The 16,610-nt window shown below is 33.9% G+C and carries 13 protein-coding genes; 5 read left to right on the top strand and 8 right to left on the bottom strand.

The window, feature by feature from the left end; all coding sequences use genetic code 11:
• Positions 1 to 74: 74 nt before the first annotated feature.
• Complete coding sequence (gene groL / locus ACGLWY_RS13300; RefSeq protein WP_396620153.1) at positions 75 to 1,706, top strand: chaperonin GroEL; 1,632 nt, start codon at positions 75 to 77, stop codon at positions 1,704 to 1,706.
• A 74-nt stretch (positions 1,707 to 1,780) separates the two neighbouring features.
• Here the strand turns inward: groL and ACGLWY_RS13295 are convergent, their stop codons facing one another.
• Both ACGLWY_RS13295 and ACGLWY_RS13290 read right to left on the bottom strand, forming a co-directional pair.
• Positions 1,781 to 3,262, bottom strand: coding sequence for a sensor histidine kinase (locus ACGLWY_RS13295; protein WP_396620152.1), 1,482 nt, complete (start codon positions 3,260 to 3,262; stop codon positions 1,781 to 1,783).
• 3 nt (positions 3,263 to 3,265) lie between these two features.
• Positions 3,266 to 3,976 (bottom strand): response regulator transcription factor, encoded by a 711-nt coding sequence (locus ACGLWY_RS13290; protein WP_396620151.1) that lies wholly within the window; start codon positions 3,974 to 3,976, stop codon positions 3,266 to 3,268.
• 122 nt (positions 3,977 to 4,098) lie between these two features.
• Here ACGLWY_RS13290 and ACGLWY_RS13285 point away from each other — a divergent pair, with 122 nt between their 5' ends.
• Positions 4,099 to 5,439, top strand: a complete 1,341-nt coding sequence (locus ACGLWY_RS13285; protein WP_396620150.1) for a spondin domain-containing protein — start codon at positions 4,099 to 4,101, stop codon at positions 5,437 to 5,439.
• A 515-nt stretch (positions 5,440 to 5,954) separates the two neighbouring features.
• Here the strand turns inward: ACGLWY_RS13285 and ACGLWY_RS13280 are convergent.
• The 3 genes from ACGLWY_RS13280 to xrtF all read right to left on the bottom strand — a co-directional run bounded on the left by ACGLWY_RS13280 (position 5,955) and on the right by xrtF (position 9,461).
• Positions 5,955 to 8,180: a DPP IV N-terminal domain-containing protein gene (locus ACGLWY_RS13280; RefSeq protein ID WP_396620149.1), complete on the bottom strand. Its 2,226-nt coding sequence runs from the start codon at positions 8,178 to 8,180 to the stop codon at positions 5,955 to 5,957.
• Between the two features lie 296 nt (positions 8,181 to 8,476).
• Positions 8,477 to 8,917, bottom strand: a complete 441-nt coding sequence (locus ACGLWY_RS13275) for an exosortase F system-associated membrane protein (protein WP_396620148.1) — start codon at positions 8,915 to 8,917, stop codon at positions 8,477 to 8,479.
• Positions 8,910 to 9,461, bottom strand: coding sequence for an exosortase family protein XrtF (xrtF, locus tag ACGLWY_RS13270; protein ID WP_396620147.1), 552 nt, complete (start codon positions 9,459 to 9,461; stop codon positions 8,910 to 8,912). The genes ACGLWY_RS13275 and xrtF overlap by 8 nt, the downstream gene beginning before the upstream one ends.
• A gap of 94 nt (positions 9,462 to 9,555) precedes the next feature.
• Here xrtF and ACGLWY_RS13265 point away from each other — a divergent pair, with 94 nt between their 5' ends.
• Both ACGLWY_RS13265 and purH read left to right on the top strand, forming a co-directional pair.
• Entirely contained in the window at positions 9,556 to 10,014 is a 459-nt protein-coding gene (locus ACGLWY_RS13265) for a GAF domain-containing protein (protein WP_396620146.1), read from the top strand.
• 130 nt (positions 10,015 to 10,144) lie between these two features.
• On the top strand, positions 10,145 to 11,677 hold the full coding sequence (purH, locus tag ACGLWY_RS13260) for a bifunctional phosphoribosylaminoimidazolecarboxamide formyltransferase/IMP cyclohydrolase (protein WP_396620145.1): 1,533 nt from the start codon (positions 10,145 to 10,147) through the stop codon (positions 11,675 to 11,677).
• A gap of 502 nt (positions 11,678 to 12,179) precedes the next feature.
• Here the strand turns inward: purH and ACGLWY_RS13255 are convergent.
• The 3 genes from ACGLWY_RS13255 to ACGLWY_RS13245 all read right to left on the bottom strand — a co-directional run bounded on the left by ACGLWY_RS13255 (position 12,180) and on the right by ACGLWY_RS13245 (position 15,176).
• Positions 12,180 to 12,926 (bottom strand): LytR/AlgR family response regulator transcription factor, encoded by a 747-nt coding sequence (locus ACGLWY_RS13255; protein WP_396620144.1) that lies wholly within the window; start codon positions 12,924 to 12,926, stop codon positions 12,180 to 12,182.
• A gap of 1 nt (position 12,927) precedes the next feature.
• On the bottom strand, positions 12,928 to 14,670 hold the full coding sequence (locus ACGLWY_RS13250; protein WP_396620143.1) for an ATP-binding protein: 1,743 nt from the start codon (positions 14,668 to 14,670) through the stop codon (positions 12,928 to 12,930).
• 86 nt (positions 14,671 to 14,756) lie between these two features.
• Positions 14,757 to 15,176: a hypothetical protein gene (locus ACGLWY_RS13245; RefSeq protein WP_396620142.1), complete on the bottom strand. Its 420-nt coding sequence runs from the start codon at positions 15,174 to 15,176 to the stop codon at positions 14,757 to 14,759.
• A 398-nt stretch (positions 15,177 to 15,574) separates the two neighbouring features.
• On the opposite strand from ACGLWY_RS13245, the gene ACGLWY_RS13240 reads away from it, so the two are divergent.
• A complete protein-coding gene (locus ACGLWY_RS13240; RefSeq protein WP_308990679.1) occupies positions 15,575 to 16,603 on the top strand; it encodes a rod shape-determining protein in 1,029 nt (342 codons plus the stop codon).
• Positions 16,604 to 16,610: the final 7 nt, after the last annotated feature.

The raw sequence follows: 16,610 nt of genomic DNA, 5'->3' as shown, positions 1-16,610 counted from the left end.
CTTTCAAAAATAGATACCGGTTCCAACTTTGGAATTTGGTTTTTAAAATATTGAAAGATTAAAATTTTTAAATTATGGCAAAAGATATAAAATTTGATATTGAAGCACGCGACGGTTTAAAACGTGGTGTTGATGCATTAGCAAATGCAGTAAAAGTAACTTTAGGCCCTAAAGGTCGTAACGTTATTATTAGTAAATCATTCGGAGCACCTCAAGTAACTAAAGATGGTGTGACTGTAGCTAAAGAAATTGAATTAAAAGACGCTCTTGAAAACATGGGCGCACAAATGGTAAAAGAAGTCGCTTCTAAAACCAACGATTTAGCCGGTGATGGTACTACGACTGCGACCGTTTTAGCACAAGCTATCGTAAAAGAAGGCTTAAAAAATGTGGCTGCAGGTGCTAACCCAATGGATTTAAAACGTGGGATAGATAAAGCTGTTGAAGCTATTGTTAAAGATTTAGAAAAACAATCAAAGAAAGTGGGTAACTCTTCTGAAATGATTAAGCAAGTTGCTTCTATTTCAGCTAATAATGACGATACTATTGGCGATTTAATCGCTAAAGCATTTGATAAAGTTGGCAAAGAAGGTGTTATTACTGTTGAAGAAGCTAAAGGAATGGAAACGTATGTTGACGTTGTTGAAGGTATGCAGTTTGACAGAGGATATCTATCGCCTTACTTTGTAACAGATACCGACAAAATGATTGTAGATTTAGACAATCCTTATATCTTACTATTCGACAAAAAGATTTCTAACTTACAGGAAATCCTTCCCATACTAGAACCCGTGGCACAATCTGGCCGTCCGTTATTAATTATTGCCGAAGATGTTGATGGTCAAGCATTGGCTACATTAGTAGTTAACAAATTACGTGGCGGATTAAAAATTGCAGCAGTAAAAGCACCAGGATTTGGAGACAGACGTAAAGCCATGTTAGAAGACATCGCTATCTTAACAGGTGGTACTGTTATTTCTGAAGAACGCGGTTTCACTTTAGAAAATGCCGATTTAAGCATGCTAGGTACTGCCGAGACTGTTACTGTTGATAAAGACAATACTACTATTGTAAACGGTTCTGGTGATACCGATGCTATTAAAGGACGTGTAAACCAAATTAAAGCACAAATTGAAACGACTACAAGCGATTACGACAAAGAAAAACTACAAGAGCGTTTAGCTAAATTGGCTGGCGGTGTTGCCGTACTTTATGTTGGTGCTGCTTCTGAAGTAGAAATGAAAGAGAAAAAAGACCGTGTTGATGATGCATTACATGCTACAAGAGCTGCTGTTGAAGAAGGTATTGTTGCTGGTGGTGGTGTTGCTTTAGTAAGAGCAAAATCTGTTTTAGAAAAAATCACAACCGAAAACCTTGACGAAACAACAGGTATCCAAATTGTAGCGCGTGCCATTGAAGCACCTTTACGTACCATTGTTGAAAATGCAGGTGGCGAAGGTAGTGTCGTAGTTTCTAAAGTTATGGAAGGTAAAGGGTCTTTTGGTTACGATGCAAAGTCCGAAACTTATGTAGATATGCTAAAAGCAGGTATTATCGATCCTAAAAAAGTAACACGTATTGCCTTAGAAAATGCGGCATCGGTTGCTGGAATGATTTTAACTACCGAATGCGCTTTAATTGATATTAAAGAAGATGCTCCAGCGATGCCAGGAGGTATGGGTGGCGGTATGCCAGGCATGATGTAGTCGGGAAACCTCGGCACGAAAATAATAAAATCATGAAAGAACGCTTCAATTGTATACTGAAGCGTTTTTTCTTTTTAAGCTTCAACCATTTGCCCAATTGGCAAATCAAACCAAAATACAGAACCCTCACCAACCTTGCTCGACACATCTATATTGGTTTGATGCAATTCTAAAATCTTCTTCACAATAGCCAAACCTATTCCCATACCCTTCTTAGCGATTCTGTCTTTACCCAATTGTTTATGGCGTTCAAAAATATGTGTTATCTCTTCTGCCGCTATGCCTATACCGGTATCTACAATTTCAACTTTTACATGAGATTTAGATTCTTTGAGCTTAATGACAATACTTCCTCCTTCAGGCGTAAACTTCATAGCATTATCTAATAAATTTTGAAATACACGTTCTGTTAGCGCTATATCCGCAAAAACGGTTGGTAATTTTTGAGGTGCTTCAAGTTGTAATGTAATAGACTTTTCCTCTGCCTTAAATTTGTATGCCATCAATATATCAGACACTAACTCGTTCAACAGAAAAGGTTCTTTCTCCGGTTTTACTAGATTCGCCTCCAATTTAGCGTATTGGAATAATTGATCGACTAAAACTGAGAGTTTCTTTGTCTTATCATGCATAATATCCAAATACTTCTCCCTGTCAGCTTCCGAAAGATTATCCATTTTAATCATTAGAGTTTCAATATAACCTTGAATAATGGAAAGCGGTGTTCTTAAATCGTGTGAAATATTAGCAATTAATTCCTGTCGGTATTTATCGGTTGCAGTAATCTTATCAAAATTATCAACAATAACATCGGCCATTTCGTTAAACGTTGTACTAAGCATACCCAAATCACCTCTGTCATGTTCCTCTATTCTAGCCGAGTAATCCCCTTCTTTAAATCGTTTTACGGTAGCCGTAACTTTACTTATGCTATTGGTCATTAAATAGAATATAGCCACACCAACAATGAATGCCACTACTAAAGCCATAAAGAAACTATAACTCCCCAATCTTAAATAAAATTGACCATTTAATGACTTTAAAATTTCCTTTTGCTTGGTACTCGCAAGTACCGCATAAACATAACCACTTAATGTTCCATTTTCATAAACAGGTGCTACAGAAAATATACTAAGTTCGTCGGGCTGTTTAGGATTATCTCCCAGAGGGCGTTTCCCTTCTCCATTCAACCAAGCATGAACCTTATCCATATCTACTTTATTCATATGAACCGTTGTATCCGGTACAACGTAGTCTACAATCACCCCTTCGGGATTTAACAAATACACCTCGACACTGGGGTTGGCCACCATGGTCGAATGAATAATATCATGAGTAACAGCCTTATCTGGTTTTCCATTTTTAAACGGCTGTGTAACCGTTGCCAAATGCCCCGCAATATCACCATATAACTTCTGATTAGCATCAGTATAATAGGTTTTGGAGAAATGTGAAGCAATAATCACGAAGACAATTCCTAACACAATAAGTAATACAGTAAAAACTCCTGTAATTTTCCAAAAAAGTAAATTACCTTTTATTTTATATGATTGCATAATTTATAATTCTTCATTAAACCTATAGCCCACACCCCAAGTGGTTAAAATATATTGAGGGTTAGATACATCTTTTTCAATCTTTCCCCGGAGCCTGTTGATATGGCTATTAACTGTATGTTCATAACCTTCAAAATCGTAACCCCAAACCAATTTCAACAAGCGTTTTCGGCTAAAACTTTTACCGGGATTTGAAATGAGCAGCACCAACAAATCAAATTCCATGGGAGACAGTTCTATTCTCGACTCTCCTATCATGACTTTACGCTTGTCGATATCGACTTGTAAATCTGAGAAACAGATAACGGATGAAGCAGAAAACGTATCATTTAAATACGAATTGTTCTCCTTACGGCGGAAAATAACTTTAACCCGCGCTATTAATTCCCGAATGCTAAAGGGCTTGGTAAGATAATCATCTGCTCCGGTTTCTAGACCTATCACCTTATCAATCTCTTCCGATTTCGCAGTAAGCATTAAGATCGGTGTATAAATATTGTTTTTCCTTATTCTTCGACAAATTTCGATACCGCTTAAGCCGGGTAACATTAAATCTAGAATAATTAAATCGTATTGCCCATTAAAAGCTAAGTCCAACCCCTTTTTTCCTTCGGTTGCCACATCTATACTGCATCCCAAATCCTTAAGGTGAATGGTTAGTAATTCAACAATATGAATATCATCTTCTATTATAAGTACCGCATTGTGTCCCATAGTTTCACAAATTTGGCAAATTAATTTGGTTTATTTACCATTGTGATACTTTTGTTATAATTCTAGAACTTTTCTGTGACATCTTATGGCTTCATTTGTATTGAATAAAAAACAAATAAACTATGAGACACTCTATTTTAAAAAACATTACTATGCTGGCACTGGTTATTACCGTTTTTAGTGCCTGTGACAAAGAACCTATGGAAAATGCCGATGCGTTTAATCTGGGCATCTCTAAAATTGATAAGTCTAAAGCCATTCACAACCAAACCATAACGGTTGAAAACGTATTACAAGCACAACCCTTGGTACAATCCGGAGCATTTATGGGCGATGGTACGCCTCCTGTTATTTTTCCCGGTCAAGAAATATCGTTTAGTTTTTATGCGGGAAAGGGACAATATTTAAGCTTTGCGACTATGTATGGATGGAGTAACGACCTTTTTTTCGCTCCTGAAAACCCTGGTATTGCACTATATGATAACGATGGTACACCTATTACCGGTGATGTATCATCACAAATAAAACTATGGGACAATGGCACAAGAGTAAATCAGGCTCCAGGTATGGATGTGGAACATCCTGGTGTTTTAGAAGATCCTATAAAAAACATTAGTGAGATTAACGGCATGGACGCATACTCGAACACCTACCCTATGGCTTCAGAAATGATGAAATTATCACTTAACTACGATGGGAACTCTATGTTTACCATAACCATTATGAATACTTCAGACCAAACCAGTAACACCACGCCATTTAGTCCTGGGGTTTGGGCAATTTCGTATGCTCCGGGTGGCAACCTATTAATGCCTGAACCTATTTTTCAAGATGTTACCACTGAAGGTTTAACCCACATTGCTGAAACAGGAAATATTGCTATAATGCACGAGTACTTAACTAGCAAAACCGGAATTTTCACACCTCTATCACCTGTTCTTGTTGTTACCTATGAGGGCAATATGAACCCTATATACGAAGTAGGCTCCTACGATATGGGCGAAGGTTTAAAAGACATAGCGCAATTTGGTAACGCTGAAATCCTGGCCGAAAACCTAAGGCAAAAACCAAACGTAAAAGATGTTTATATTTTGGCCGACCCTGTAAGCACAGTGTTATTACCTAGCATCAACGGTAATGCAGGTAGCAAAGTATCACAAGAATTACAAATTACAGGAGGCAGTAAAATTGCCATTGTGACCATGTATGGTTTATCGAACGACTGGTTTTTTGCCACCAAAGGCAACTTTATTAATGCCTTACGTGTAGGTGATATTTCTTCTACCATAGGGTTATTTGATAATGGCACCGCTGTTAATGAATATCCTGGTGCTGGAGAAACACAAGCTGCTCAAGGTGGTACTCCTATAGAAAATATGGAACCCATCAGCGAAGTTACCAACCCAAATGAATTTAACACCCTACCTCCTATAAAAGATATATTAAAAGTAACTTTAGAATAGCTTTTGAGGATGACTAATACTTCTCTATACGTATCGTATTAATTAGAAAATAAGTAGACAAAAAAACGCCTCAAAAAATGGAGGCGTTTTTTTATATCAAGCATATGGCAGATATGATCATCGTTAGCATAACTTAAATCAATCCATTGCTTTCCGGCATATTGTGAAAAACCATTACCAAAGCAAAGTGCTGATAATATAACAATAAAAAGACTTTTTCCCATGGTTTATAAAGTTGTTCATTGCTAATTTTATTCATAAAAAAGTCCAAACTAGGTAGCTTGGACTTTTTACATTATCACTCTTAATGGGCATCTGCAGCCATTAGTTCTCTATACTGGTAATAACCTATACTTTATGAACCTCATCATTAACTTTAAATTTTTAGTATTGTGTCCAACAGTAAAAATGTGCTTTTCAATTGTTTTTAATTCAGTTTATGGGCATCAAAAATAAATTTCACAAAAAACTCCAAAGCCATAAAACCTTGGAGTTTTTTTAACTTAAAAAATCATTTACCTACCTCCCGGTGGGCAATACGTTTTTAAATAATTGGTGAACAATGTTTTTAAATGCGCTGTTGTGCCTTCGCCCTCTCGAATACCGTGTGTACGGTTTGGATATGGCATAAACTGAAACTGCTTGTTGTGTTTCACCAATTCGTTTACTAAAATTTCGGCATTTTGGTAATGTACATTATCATCGCCTGTACCATGAATATATAATAAGTTGCCTTGTAAATTTTCAGCATATGTTACTGGCGACCCCTTTACAAAATCTTCCATATTCTCTTGTGGTAAGCCCATATAACGTTCTTGATAGATGTTATCATAAGTTAACTGGTTTGAAATAGCCGCTAATGAAATGCCTGTTTTATAAATTTCAGGATACTGGAACAACAAATTTAAAGTTGCAGAACCGCCTCCACTATGCCCCCAAACTGCGATACGTTCTGGATCTACAAAATGCCATTTTAGTATTTCTTTGGCTGCCATGGCTTGATCTTTAATATTAATTCTTCCTATGTTTCTATAAATACTTTTACGCCATGCGCGTCCTTTTGGCGCTGGTGTTCCTCGGTTATCCAATGATATATAAATATAGCCATCATCTGCCATGCTACCATTATAATTCCAGTTTCTACCTGCGCCATAAGAATCGTTTACCGTTGTAGATGCAGGTTCAGAATACACATAAAATACCACGGGGTATTTTTTTGAAGCATCAAAATTGGTCGGTTTCACCATCCATCCGTCCATGTCAACACCTTCGGCAGTAGTCACTTTGAAAAATTCAACTTTAGGCGTCTCTTGCAATCTAGACAGATTGGCTTCTATACTGGCTTCTATACTAATTGGTTTATGGTTTTCAAACGAAATAAGCTCAGAAGCTGGTTTTGTAAAATGGTTTGAAAACGAGTGTACAGCAAAAGCACCTGTTGGCGACACGTTGTAACCATGTGTACCTTCTAATACTTTTGGACTTACCAACTCTAAAGTTCCTTTACCATTTAGCTTCGTTTTGTAAAGATAGCTTTGTGTGGCATTGTTGGGCGATGCCATAAAATACACATAGCCATTTTTGGCATCAATGTATGACAGGTCTATAAAATCGTAGGCACCTTTGGTTATTAATTGCTCTTTCTTTCCTTCCAAAGACACATTATATAAATGCCTCCAACCATCTTTTTCTGAAGTCCATAAAATATTTTTTCCGCTGTTGTACCAAATAAAATTGTTAGTAAAATCGATGCTATAGTGGTTTCCTGCTTCATAGATATCTACCCAAGCTGCATCGGTTTCTTCTTGTATAACTTTAGAAATACCCGTTTTTGGTTCGGCAATAAAAAGTTTGCTTTGGTTTTGTTTTCTGTTTAATTGCTGAATTAATAAGTTTTCGGTCGCTGGTATAAACTCCATACGTACCAAATAGTTTTGACGTGGATTTCCTGGAATGTCCATCCATTTGGTTTTGGCATCATCAATAGTGACAACACCGACTTTACAAGACGACGGTGTTTCACCAACTTTGGGATATTCTAAAGGCACTATTTGCGAATAAATAGAGTCGGTATTATTAATCATATAAAACGTCTTGGTATCGCTCGCATCAATTTGCCAATAGGCTATCGATTTACTATCTGGACTCCAACGAAACCCATCGCGACAGGCAAATTCTTCTTCATAAACCCAATCAAACGTTCCATTAATTAATGTTGCAGTCCCATCGGTTGTTAGTGCTTTTATTTTTGAGTTGCTTAAGTCTTCAACATAGATATTATTGTCACTTACATAGGCGGCCAATTTACCATCGGGAGATATTTTAGCAAACATAAGTGAGGCTTCCGGCAAGGTTTTACCTAGTTGCTGTAAAGCGCCTGTTGCCATGTTTAAAACCCAATAATCGCCTTTGGTATTTAAGCGCCATACACGTTTAGTATTAGTAAACAGCAACACTTTTTGCTCGTCTTTTGAAAACGTAAAATAACTTACTGTCAAAGGTGTGTTACTACCACTAGGTATTAATTGCTCTTTTGATATTAATACATCAGCATCATTTGAAGGTAAGGTATACTGAACAATGCCCTCGCTTTGAATTGTATAATACGATTTACCATCGTTAGACCATTTTAATCCTGCATCTTGAGAAAACCCTTGTATTGACAATAAACTAATAAGTAAAAAAACTAAGGATACTTTAAGTTTGCTTTTGAAACTAAAAACCAATTTAAAAATGTGCATAAAAGTTGTGCTTTAAATGAATAAAATTTAAAATGAATAATAGAGACTGTCTAAGTTTTATCCTTTGGTTCTTTTATGCGTCTTTTTCCACCATACTTCAGCTGTTTTTCGATCCATAGCTATGGCTATGAACCTCTAAATACCTTCGTCTGACGAAAAAATACACTATAAAATATTCCAAAAATAAAATTTAGACAGTCTCATAAATTTCCGAAGTTAATATTTAATTTGAAATTGCCAATATTCAGACTCTTAGTTTAACAGCATCTTATGATGCGTTTATTAAAGGATAAAACTTAAACAGTCTCTTGGCTTTTAAATTTATTATAATAAAATGCAGGAAGCAACAATATTAAAATGATGGGTTGAATGATAAATCTGCGCACATTAAAAAACAAATAATAGTCTTCTTGTCTTGGGTTAATAACAAAATACAAATAAATGGCCATTAAAGTTACAAAAGCCAAAGTGTATATAAACACTGAGAACTTTATAATGCTTTTGTCTTTAAAAACCACATAGAGTATTCCTAATGAAATGACTGTATTTAGAATGTATCGAAATGCAGTAAATATGGCGACTTTAAAAATTTCGCGTCTGGGACTATCAATATACAGGTAATCGTTTTGAAAAAATGTTAAATAAGGATCGTAAAACAAGTCGTCTTCAAAAACTCGAATTAAAATCAACAATCCGAATAACACAATTAATAAGATGTATTTTGTTGGATTATTCATTGCCTCTCTTCAATTTAGAAAAACGATTCACCCACAAAACCCATAATAAAAATACCATCCCATAAATAACAGCAGGAAAAACAACCTTATGAAAAATATCTTTTTGATATGGATAATGATACAAACCTATAGTCAACAGAACAATACGCAATAAATTAACTGTATAAATCAAAACACTTCCCGCAAGGATGTAGAAAAATGTTGTTTTAAACTTAGAAGCAAAAGCCACGATGAATGACACAAATAATATAATAACACTAATAGAATTACAGCCTTCAACAACACGTGCTAAATACTGGTTATTAACAATTAGCTTCATTGATGGTTCGTTTGGATGTGGCAATACTTGTGCATGATATCCAAAAGTATTTAATAACGATTCACTTTGTTTGGCTACTAAGTGGGTCATATAATCTGGATAAAATTTAGCCCCGTCAGAAAACTGCAAATAGAACTTATAGAGTATTGACAGAACAATATACGTCAATAAAAACGCAATTATAAACTTAATAACCAACTTATATTTTACTAAAAGTGTTTTCAAAAAAACTTATTCAAATTTTTATAAGGTTAAAATTATGCAAACCAAATATATAATACATCTCTTTTTAAATACTTTTACCAAAACTTTACCATTTATGATTTTCGAACAACTAAAATCCCAAGTAGAAACTATTGTTTTAAATACCAGCAAAACAGTAAGCGAACGCCTTTTAAATATTTGCGAACTTCTTGAAAAACACGTTAGTTATTATAACTGGGTAGGGTTTTATTTTAGAAATGGCAAAAAAGAAGAACTTATTTTGGGACCGTATGTTGGCGCACCAACCGATCATACCGTAATTCCCTTTGGAAAAGGTATTTGCGGACAAGTAGCGGTTAGCAACCAAAATTTTGTGGTGCCCGATGTCTCCGCACAAGACAATTATATAGCTTGCAGTATTACGGTTAAAGCTGAAATTGTTATCCCCATCTTTGTAAATGGCAAAAACATAGGGCAAATTGATATCGACTCGAACACTCCAGATCCTTTTACTGAAGCAGATGAACGTTTTTTAGAGTTTGTTTGTACACAAGTTGCTTCAATACTTGAGTAATTTTTAGTATTTTAAAACGCTTGTCGATAATTTTCTAATTTAGTTAAAAAGTCGTCTCGTTTTTTGTTTTATAAACAGTTGTATTTTAGTTGAAATAACTACTTTTGCAACTTATAATTAGATTAAAAAAATGAGCAACGAAAAAACAGTAAAATCAGCATTAATTTCTGTATTTAGTAAAGAAGGTTTAGAACCTATTGTTAGAAAACTAAACGAACAAGGTGTAACCATTTATTCTACTGGTGGTACCCAAACATTTATTAACGATTTAGGCATTGATGTAGTTCCTGTAGAAGAAGTAACATCATACCCCTCTATTCTTGGTGGTCGTGTAAAAACATTACACCCAAAAGTGTTTGGAGGTATTTTAAACAGACAAAACCATGCAGGAGACGCCTCTGAATTAGAAGCTTTTGAAATCCCTCAAATTGATGTCGTTATTGTTGATTTATATCCGTTTGAAAAAACTGTTGCTTCGGGTGCAAGTGAACAAGATATTATTGAAAAAATTGATATAGGCGGTATTTCGTTAATTCGTGCTGCCGCAAAAAATTATGCCGATGTTGTTTGTGTAGCCTCTGTTGATGATTATGCTGAATTTTTAAATCTTATTTCAGAAAACAACGGAAGCATTTCTTTAGAAAACAGAAAACGTTTTGCTGCAAAAGCATTTAACGTATCGTCGCATTACGATACTGCCATTTTTAATTACTTCAACAAAAACAACGAAGAGACTGTTTTAAAAATTAGCGAAACTAATGGAAACGTATTGCGTTATGGCGAAAACCCACACCAAAGAGGGTTTTTCTTTGGCGATTTTGATGCGATGTTTACTAAACTTAACGGAAAAGAACTAAGCTACAACAACTTATTGGATGTTGATGCCGCAGTTAATCTAATAAACGAATTCAAAAATGAAGCGCCAACATTTGCTATTCTAAAACACAACAACGCTTGTGGTTTTGCTCAAAGCAATACTATTCACCAAGCGTATAATGATGCTTTAGCTGGCGACCCTGTTTCTGCTTTTGGTGGGGTTTTAATTAGTAATACTGAAATTGACAAAGCAACTGCTGAAGAAATAAGCAGTTTATTCTGTGAAGTTATTATTGCGCCTTCATACCATACTGAAGCTTTAGAAATTCTTAAAGGAAAGAAAAATAGAATCATATTAATTCTTCATGATGTAGAGTTGCCTCAAACCAACGTAAGAAGTTGTTTAAATGGGGTTTTGGTCCAAGATAGAAACACTGTCACAGACACTATTGAAGGATTAACTTATGTGACCAACAATAAACCATCAAAAAACGAGTTAGAAGATTTAATATTTGCTTCAAAAATTTGCAAGCACACAAAATCCAACACCATCGTTTTAGTTAAAAACAAACAATTATTTGCTAGCGGAACTGGACAAACCAGTCGTGTAGATGCTTTAGAGCAAGCGATTCATAAAGCGAAAACCTTTAATTTCGATTTAAACGGTGCTGTTATGGCTAGCGATGCATTTTTCCCGTTTCCAGATTGTGTAGAAATTGCCAAAAAAGCTGGTATTACTGCTGTAATTCAACCAGGAGGATCTATTAAAGACCAGTTGAGTATTGATTATTGTAATGAAAATAACGTTGCCATGGTGTTTACTGGAACGCGTCATTTTAAACATTAAAAATAAAAAGATATCATATAAAAAAGAGCGCTAATAAAATAGTGCTCTCTTTTTTTAAAATTAATTATGATAATTAATCTCCCTAAAAGTTAAAATCCATTAATTTACTTAATCGATATATTAAAAGTCCCAATTGAATTAAAACAGCTACCATAAGCAATAGCATGAAGTAGTTTGATTTCGTTTTTCGAGTTATCTTATTTATAATCATCCCTGATTTAACTTTTAAATTATTTTTTCTTAGCAACATTTTTCAGAAAACATTTAGCTCTTTAGAGTGTTCTGTTTTTATTCTTTTACAAGAATATTACTTAATTAAAGGTCACTTAAAAAAATAGGCATAAAGCAAGTTTTTTTATCCATAAGAACGGATAATCAAAAAAAGTGAAGTGTAAATCCTGAACTTTTAACTTTGAACTCTGAACTTTGAATATCCAACTTCGCTAAAATTTATCCCGAACTCATGTTTAGAGATTATCAGTAGTTTTTATTTTGAATGACATTATTTTAAGGTAGGTAGCTTTTTTAGGATATCTTTATAGCTCTCACTTAGTGTCACTTTATGGTTTCCAGATAAAATTATAAGATTATCGCTAGGTATAATCTCTATTATTTTTTCTGCTTTTACAATATAGTTTCTGTGGGTTCTAAAAAACATAGAATCATCTAACAGTTTCAGCATTTTTGTTAGCGATATCAGAATTACAAATTTTTCTTTTTCTGTTATTATATTACAATATTTCTCTTCTACTTCTATATATATAATATCGGCAATAAGTGCTTTTTTTAAGGATTTCCCTTTTTTTATAAACAAGTATTCTTTGCTTATAACGGTGTCTTCCTCTTCACTCAAAAACACATCTGTTTGCGCATAAAATTTTTCGACAGCCATCTCTAAAGCATAGAGAATTTCCAATTCGTTAAATGGTTTCACCAAATAACTAAAAGGCTGTGTTAATTTTGCTCTTTCAAATATTTTTCGATCTGTAGAACTCGTTAAAAACACAAATGGTTTTGATGCATTAGGACTTGCATTAATGGTTTCGGCAAAAGAAATTCCGTCTGGCAGACCATTTAAAAAAATATCAATAACAACAATATCTATCTTACTACTATAAAACAAATCTAAAGCTGACTTAAAGCTAGTTGCTACACCAACAATACTGTAATTATTAGCTTTAAGCACTTCTATTAAAGCATTGCTTTCAGATGGTATATCTTCTACTATAAGTACATTTACATTCTCCATTCTATATTGTTTTAGGTAAAGATACAATCATTTTTGTGCCTTTTCCTAATTCACTTTCTATAGAAAATCTTCCGTTGTTCTTTTTAATCAGCGATTTACATAATTGCAAGCCTAACCCAGTGCCTATAATGCCTTCATGCTCTTTTTTCGATAATAACGCGGTGTCTTTAAGCAGTTCTAACCGAACCGTTTCGCTCATTCCTAATCCAGAATCTTCAACAACCAAATCGCAATAAGTATTATTAGTGTTTATAGTATAAATTTTAATGATGCCGTTCGTATTTGAAAACTTTATAGCATTATCCAACAAATTTCTTAAAACAATTTTTAAAGATTCCTGGTCTGCAAAGACAACATCGTTTTTTGAAACCCTATTTTCAAACTGGATATTTTTTTCGAGCATCAATGGCTTGTAGTTGTAAGCCATTTGTTCCACTATAAAAAACAGGCGAATAGATATAATCTCAAAATACGATTGCTTGGTTTGCAATAACGCCCAATGCAACAGGTTATCTAATAAATTATAGGCGCCGTTTACAATAGCACTATTATCATGCAGAAGATGGTCTAATTGATCTAAATTTTTAGCTTCCAAATGATTTATTAACTTCGTATTACTTGTTTTTAAAGCATTTACTGAAGATCTTAAGTCGTGGCTTACAATAGAGAACAATTTATCCTTTGTAGCATTTAATGTGTTTAAATCTTCTTTTTGGCTTACTATAATTTTATTCGTCTTTATTTTTTCTTTATAAAAATACATGGTTACTCCCAGCAACAATAACAAAACCATCACCGAATAAAACAACCCATTTCTCTCTACTACTTTAGCCTTATTTTCGGCTTGAAGTAAACTAACTTCTTTTTGTTTTGCCTTAACCGCAAACTCCCTTTCGAGTTTAGCAACTTCGTAAATTTTATTTTGATCGTTTAAGGAATCTTTCCATTGTTCGTACTCTTTTCTGTAAGCTAAAGCTTTTTGAAAATTTTTACGGTTCTCTTCTACCACAGCCATATTTAAAGCCGAGTTATGCTTAGTTTTTATGTCTTTTGATTTTTTTGATAGTAGATATGCTTTTTCAAAATACGGAATGGCCAAATCATCTTGATATTGTTCATAATATAAATTGGCTAAATTTCCGTAAGCATGTATTAATTTAATAGTATCTTTTTTCTGTTCTTCTATCTTTACGTTTTCAATTAAATATGGTTCTGCTTTTTTAAATTCCCCTAAATGTAGGTGGCATAATCCTAAATTATGGTTGACCGTACTTTTTTTAAAATACTTATAATTATTATCCGATAAACTTATTAATTCTTCATAATAAGTAATCGCTTTTTTAAATTGTTGAAGTTCTAAGGCTATTTCCCCCAAACGCATTTTAATGATATAATAAAACCCAAACTCAGTAGATATTAATTTGAACTCTTTTTGAGCTTCTTCAAATAGCTTTTTTTGTTTAAAACTATAGCCTCTTAAGTAATGTGAATAATCTTTTACTTCGCTGCTATTTTGGGGATCATTCAGCTGCTTCATAGTATAAACCAACGTAGAATCCCATTTTTTGTTAAGAAAAAATGAGGCCGATTTATAAAAAAATACATTGGATTTATATGCCTTTGCTTTTTTATTGATTACTGAATCAAAAAGCTCATTTTCTAGTTCATTTTGGGAAAAAGAACAATAACTCGAAACTAATGAAATTAAAATCAATGCTAACTTAATTTCAATTTTTGCGTTCATAGAAGGATTTATAAAAGCAAATATATTTAAAAATCCATGAACTTTATGGTTCATGGATTTTCATTATTTAAATTTACAGACTACTTTTATCCTGGATCAACTTCAGTAACAGTACCTCTAGAACTAACAGGATCTTCGTCCCATAAATAAGACTCAATATATTTAATAGAGTTAGTTGGATCTTCTATCTCAAAACTAAATGTGTAAGGATATAATGCACTAGGTACTTCTTCCTCATAATCATACACAAAATAAACATCTTGTGTATCTCCTGTTAATGGTTCTGTTATATAAACGTCTAAACTACTTAAATCATCTGCTGCATCTACATATACAGTAGCGGTAATTGTAATTGTAGTTCCGTTCTCTAAAGCACTTACATGATCTGGTTCTAGTGGAGTTACTGTAGTTTGAGTCGAAGGGCTTATTATAGCACCTTTCTGTAAATTAGTAATTGTGGTTAAAAAAACAGTTCCTGGCGGTAACACTTTGTCTTCTGTACTCATAATTATATTTTGATTTAATAGTTAACATTTAGGGCATATTATAATCTTTCAAGAAAGAGAACTCATATTTAAATAACAAACATAACCAAAGAAACAATAAAATATTTAGGGTTTAAAAAAAAAGGAGCAAAACAAGCATTTATTAGCATTAAACAATGAAAATGTCCCATAAGACGGTTTTCTTTCTTTAAATTTTTAAATTTTTAAATTTTGTATAGGCACTATTTCAATTACTTAAGAAAAAAATATGCAAAACCGTAGCTAAGTTTACATTTTTTGTAGAACCATAAACTATAGAAAATTAATTCTATAACTAAATATAATAAACTCTTTTTTTTTGTTTAGATTTATTACTTTTACAGCATTCGTTTTTAAACCTCTAATACTACTTACGGCTTATGGGCTTTTTTGACTTCTTAACCGAAGAAATTGCAATAGATTTAGGTACTGCAAATACTCTTATTATTCATAACGACAAGGTTGTGGTTGACGCACCTTCCATTGTAGCTCGTGATAGAATTACCGGAAAAATTATTGCCGTCGGTCAAGAAGCCAGTTTAATGCAAGGAAAAACGCATGAAAACATTAAAACCATTCGCCCTTTAAAAGACGGTGTTATTGCCGATTTTGATGCTTCAGAGCAAATGATAAGTATGTTTATTAAAAACATACCCGCATTAAAAAAGAAATTTTTCACTCCGGCGCTTCGTATGGTAGTCTGTATTCCTTCGGGTATCACAGAAGTTGAAATGCGTGCAGTAAAAGAAAGTGCCGAACGTGTAAATGGCAAAGAAGTATACTTAATACACGAACCTATGGCTGCGGCTATTGGTATTGGAGTTGATATTATGCAACCTAAAGGCAATATGGTGGTTGATATAGGTGGTGGTACTACCGAAATTGCGGTTATTGCATTGGGCGGTATTGTTTGTGATAAATCGGTAAAAATTGCAGGTGACGTATTTACAAACGACATTGTTTACTACATGCGTACGCAACATAATTTATATGTGGGCGAGCGTACTGCGGAAAAAATAAAAATCCAAATTGGTGCTGCCACCGAAGATTTAGATTTACCTCCAGAAGACATGAGTGTCCAAGGACGTGATTTACTTACTGGTAAGCCCAAACAAGTATCTATATCCTTTAGAGAAATTGCAAAAGCATTGGACAAATCTATTTTACGTATTGAGGATGCCGTTATGGAAACCCTATCGCAAACACCTCCAGAACTGGCTGCCGATATTTATAATACGGGTATCTATTTAGCTGGTGGTGGTTCTATGCTAAGAGGATTAGACAAACGTTTATCTCAAAAAACAGACTTACCAGTTTACATAGCCGAAGACCCTTTACGTGCTGTTGTAAGAGGTACTGGCATTACGCTTAAAAATTTAGCTAAATACAAAAGCGTTTTGATTAAATAGGCTTATA

This window comes from Mariniflexile sp. HMF6888 (assembly GCF_044335535.1).
Classification (GTDB): domain Bacteria; phylum Bacteroidota; class Bacteroidia; order Flavobacteriales; family Flavobacteriaceae; genus Mariniflexile.
Note: the sequence above shows the minus strand (reverse complement) of the source record. Positions and strands in the feature narration are given on the sequence as shown.

Bases quoted from the DNA above. Each gene is read 5' to 3' on its own strand.
- ACGLWY_RS13280 (WP_396620149.1), bottom strand. From the start codon at position 8,180: ATGCACATTTTTAAATTGGTTTTTAGTTTCAAAAGCAAACTTAAAGTA.
- ACGLWY_RS13295 (WP_396620152.1), bottom strand. From the start codon at position 3,262: ATGCAATCATATAAAATAAAAGGTAATTTACTTTTTTGGAAAATTACA.
- ACGLWY_RS13265 (WP_396620146.1), top strand. From the start codon at position 9,556: ATGATTTTCGAACAACTAAAATCCCAAGTAGAAACTATTGTTTTAAAT.
- groL (WP_396620153.1), top strand. From the start codon at position 75: ATGGCAAAAGATATAAAATTTGATATTGAAGCACGCGACGGTTTAAAA.
- ACGLWY_RS13290 (WP_396620151.1), bottom strand. From the start codon at position 3,976: ATGGGACACAATGCGGTACTTATAATAGAAGATGATATTCATATTGTT.
- purH (WP_396620145.1), top strand. From the start codon at position 10,145: ATGAGCAACGAAAAAACAGTAAAATCAGCATTAATTTCTGTATTTAGT.
- ACGLWY_RS13240 (WP_308990679.1), top strand. From the start codon at position 15,575: ATGGGCTTTTTTGACTTCTTAACCGAAGAAATTGCAATAGATTTAGGT.
- ACGLWY_RS13245 (WP_396620142.1), bottom strand. From the start codon at position 15,176: ATGAGTACAGAAGACAAAGTGTTACCGCCAGGAACTGTTTTTTTAACC.
- ACGLWY_RS13250 (WP_396620143.1), bottom strand. From the start codon at position 14,670: ATGAACGCAAAAATTGAAATTAAGTTAGCATTGATTTTAATTTCATTA.
- ACGLWY_RS13275 (WP_396620148.1), bottom strand. From the start codon at position 8,917: ATGAATAATCCAACAAAATACATCTTATTAATTGTGTTATTCGGATTG.
- ACGLWY_RS13285 (WP_396620150.1), top strand. From the start codon at position 4,099: ATGAGACACTCTATTTTAAAAAACATTACTATGCTGGCACTGGTTATT.
- ACGLWY_RS13255 (WP_396620144.1), bottom strand. From the start codon at position 12,926: ATGGAGAATGTAAATGTACTTATAGTAGAAGATATACCATCTGAAAGC.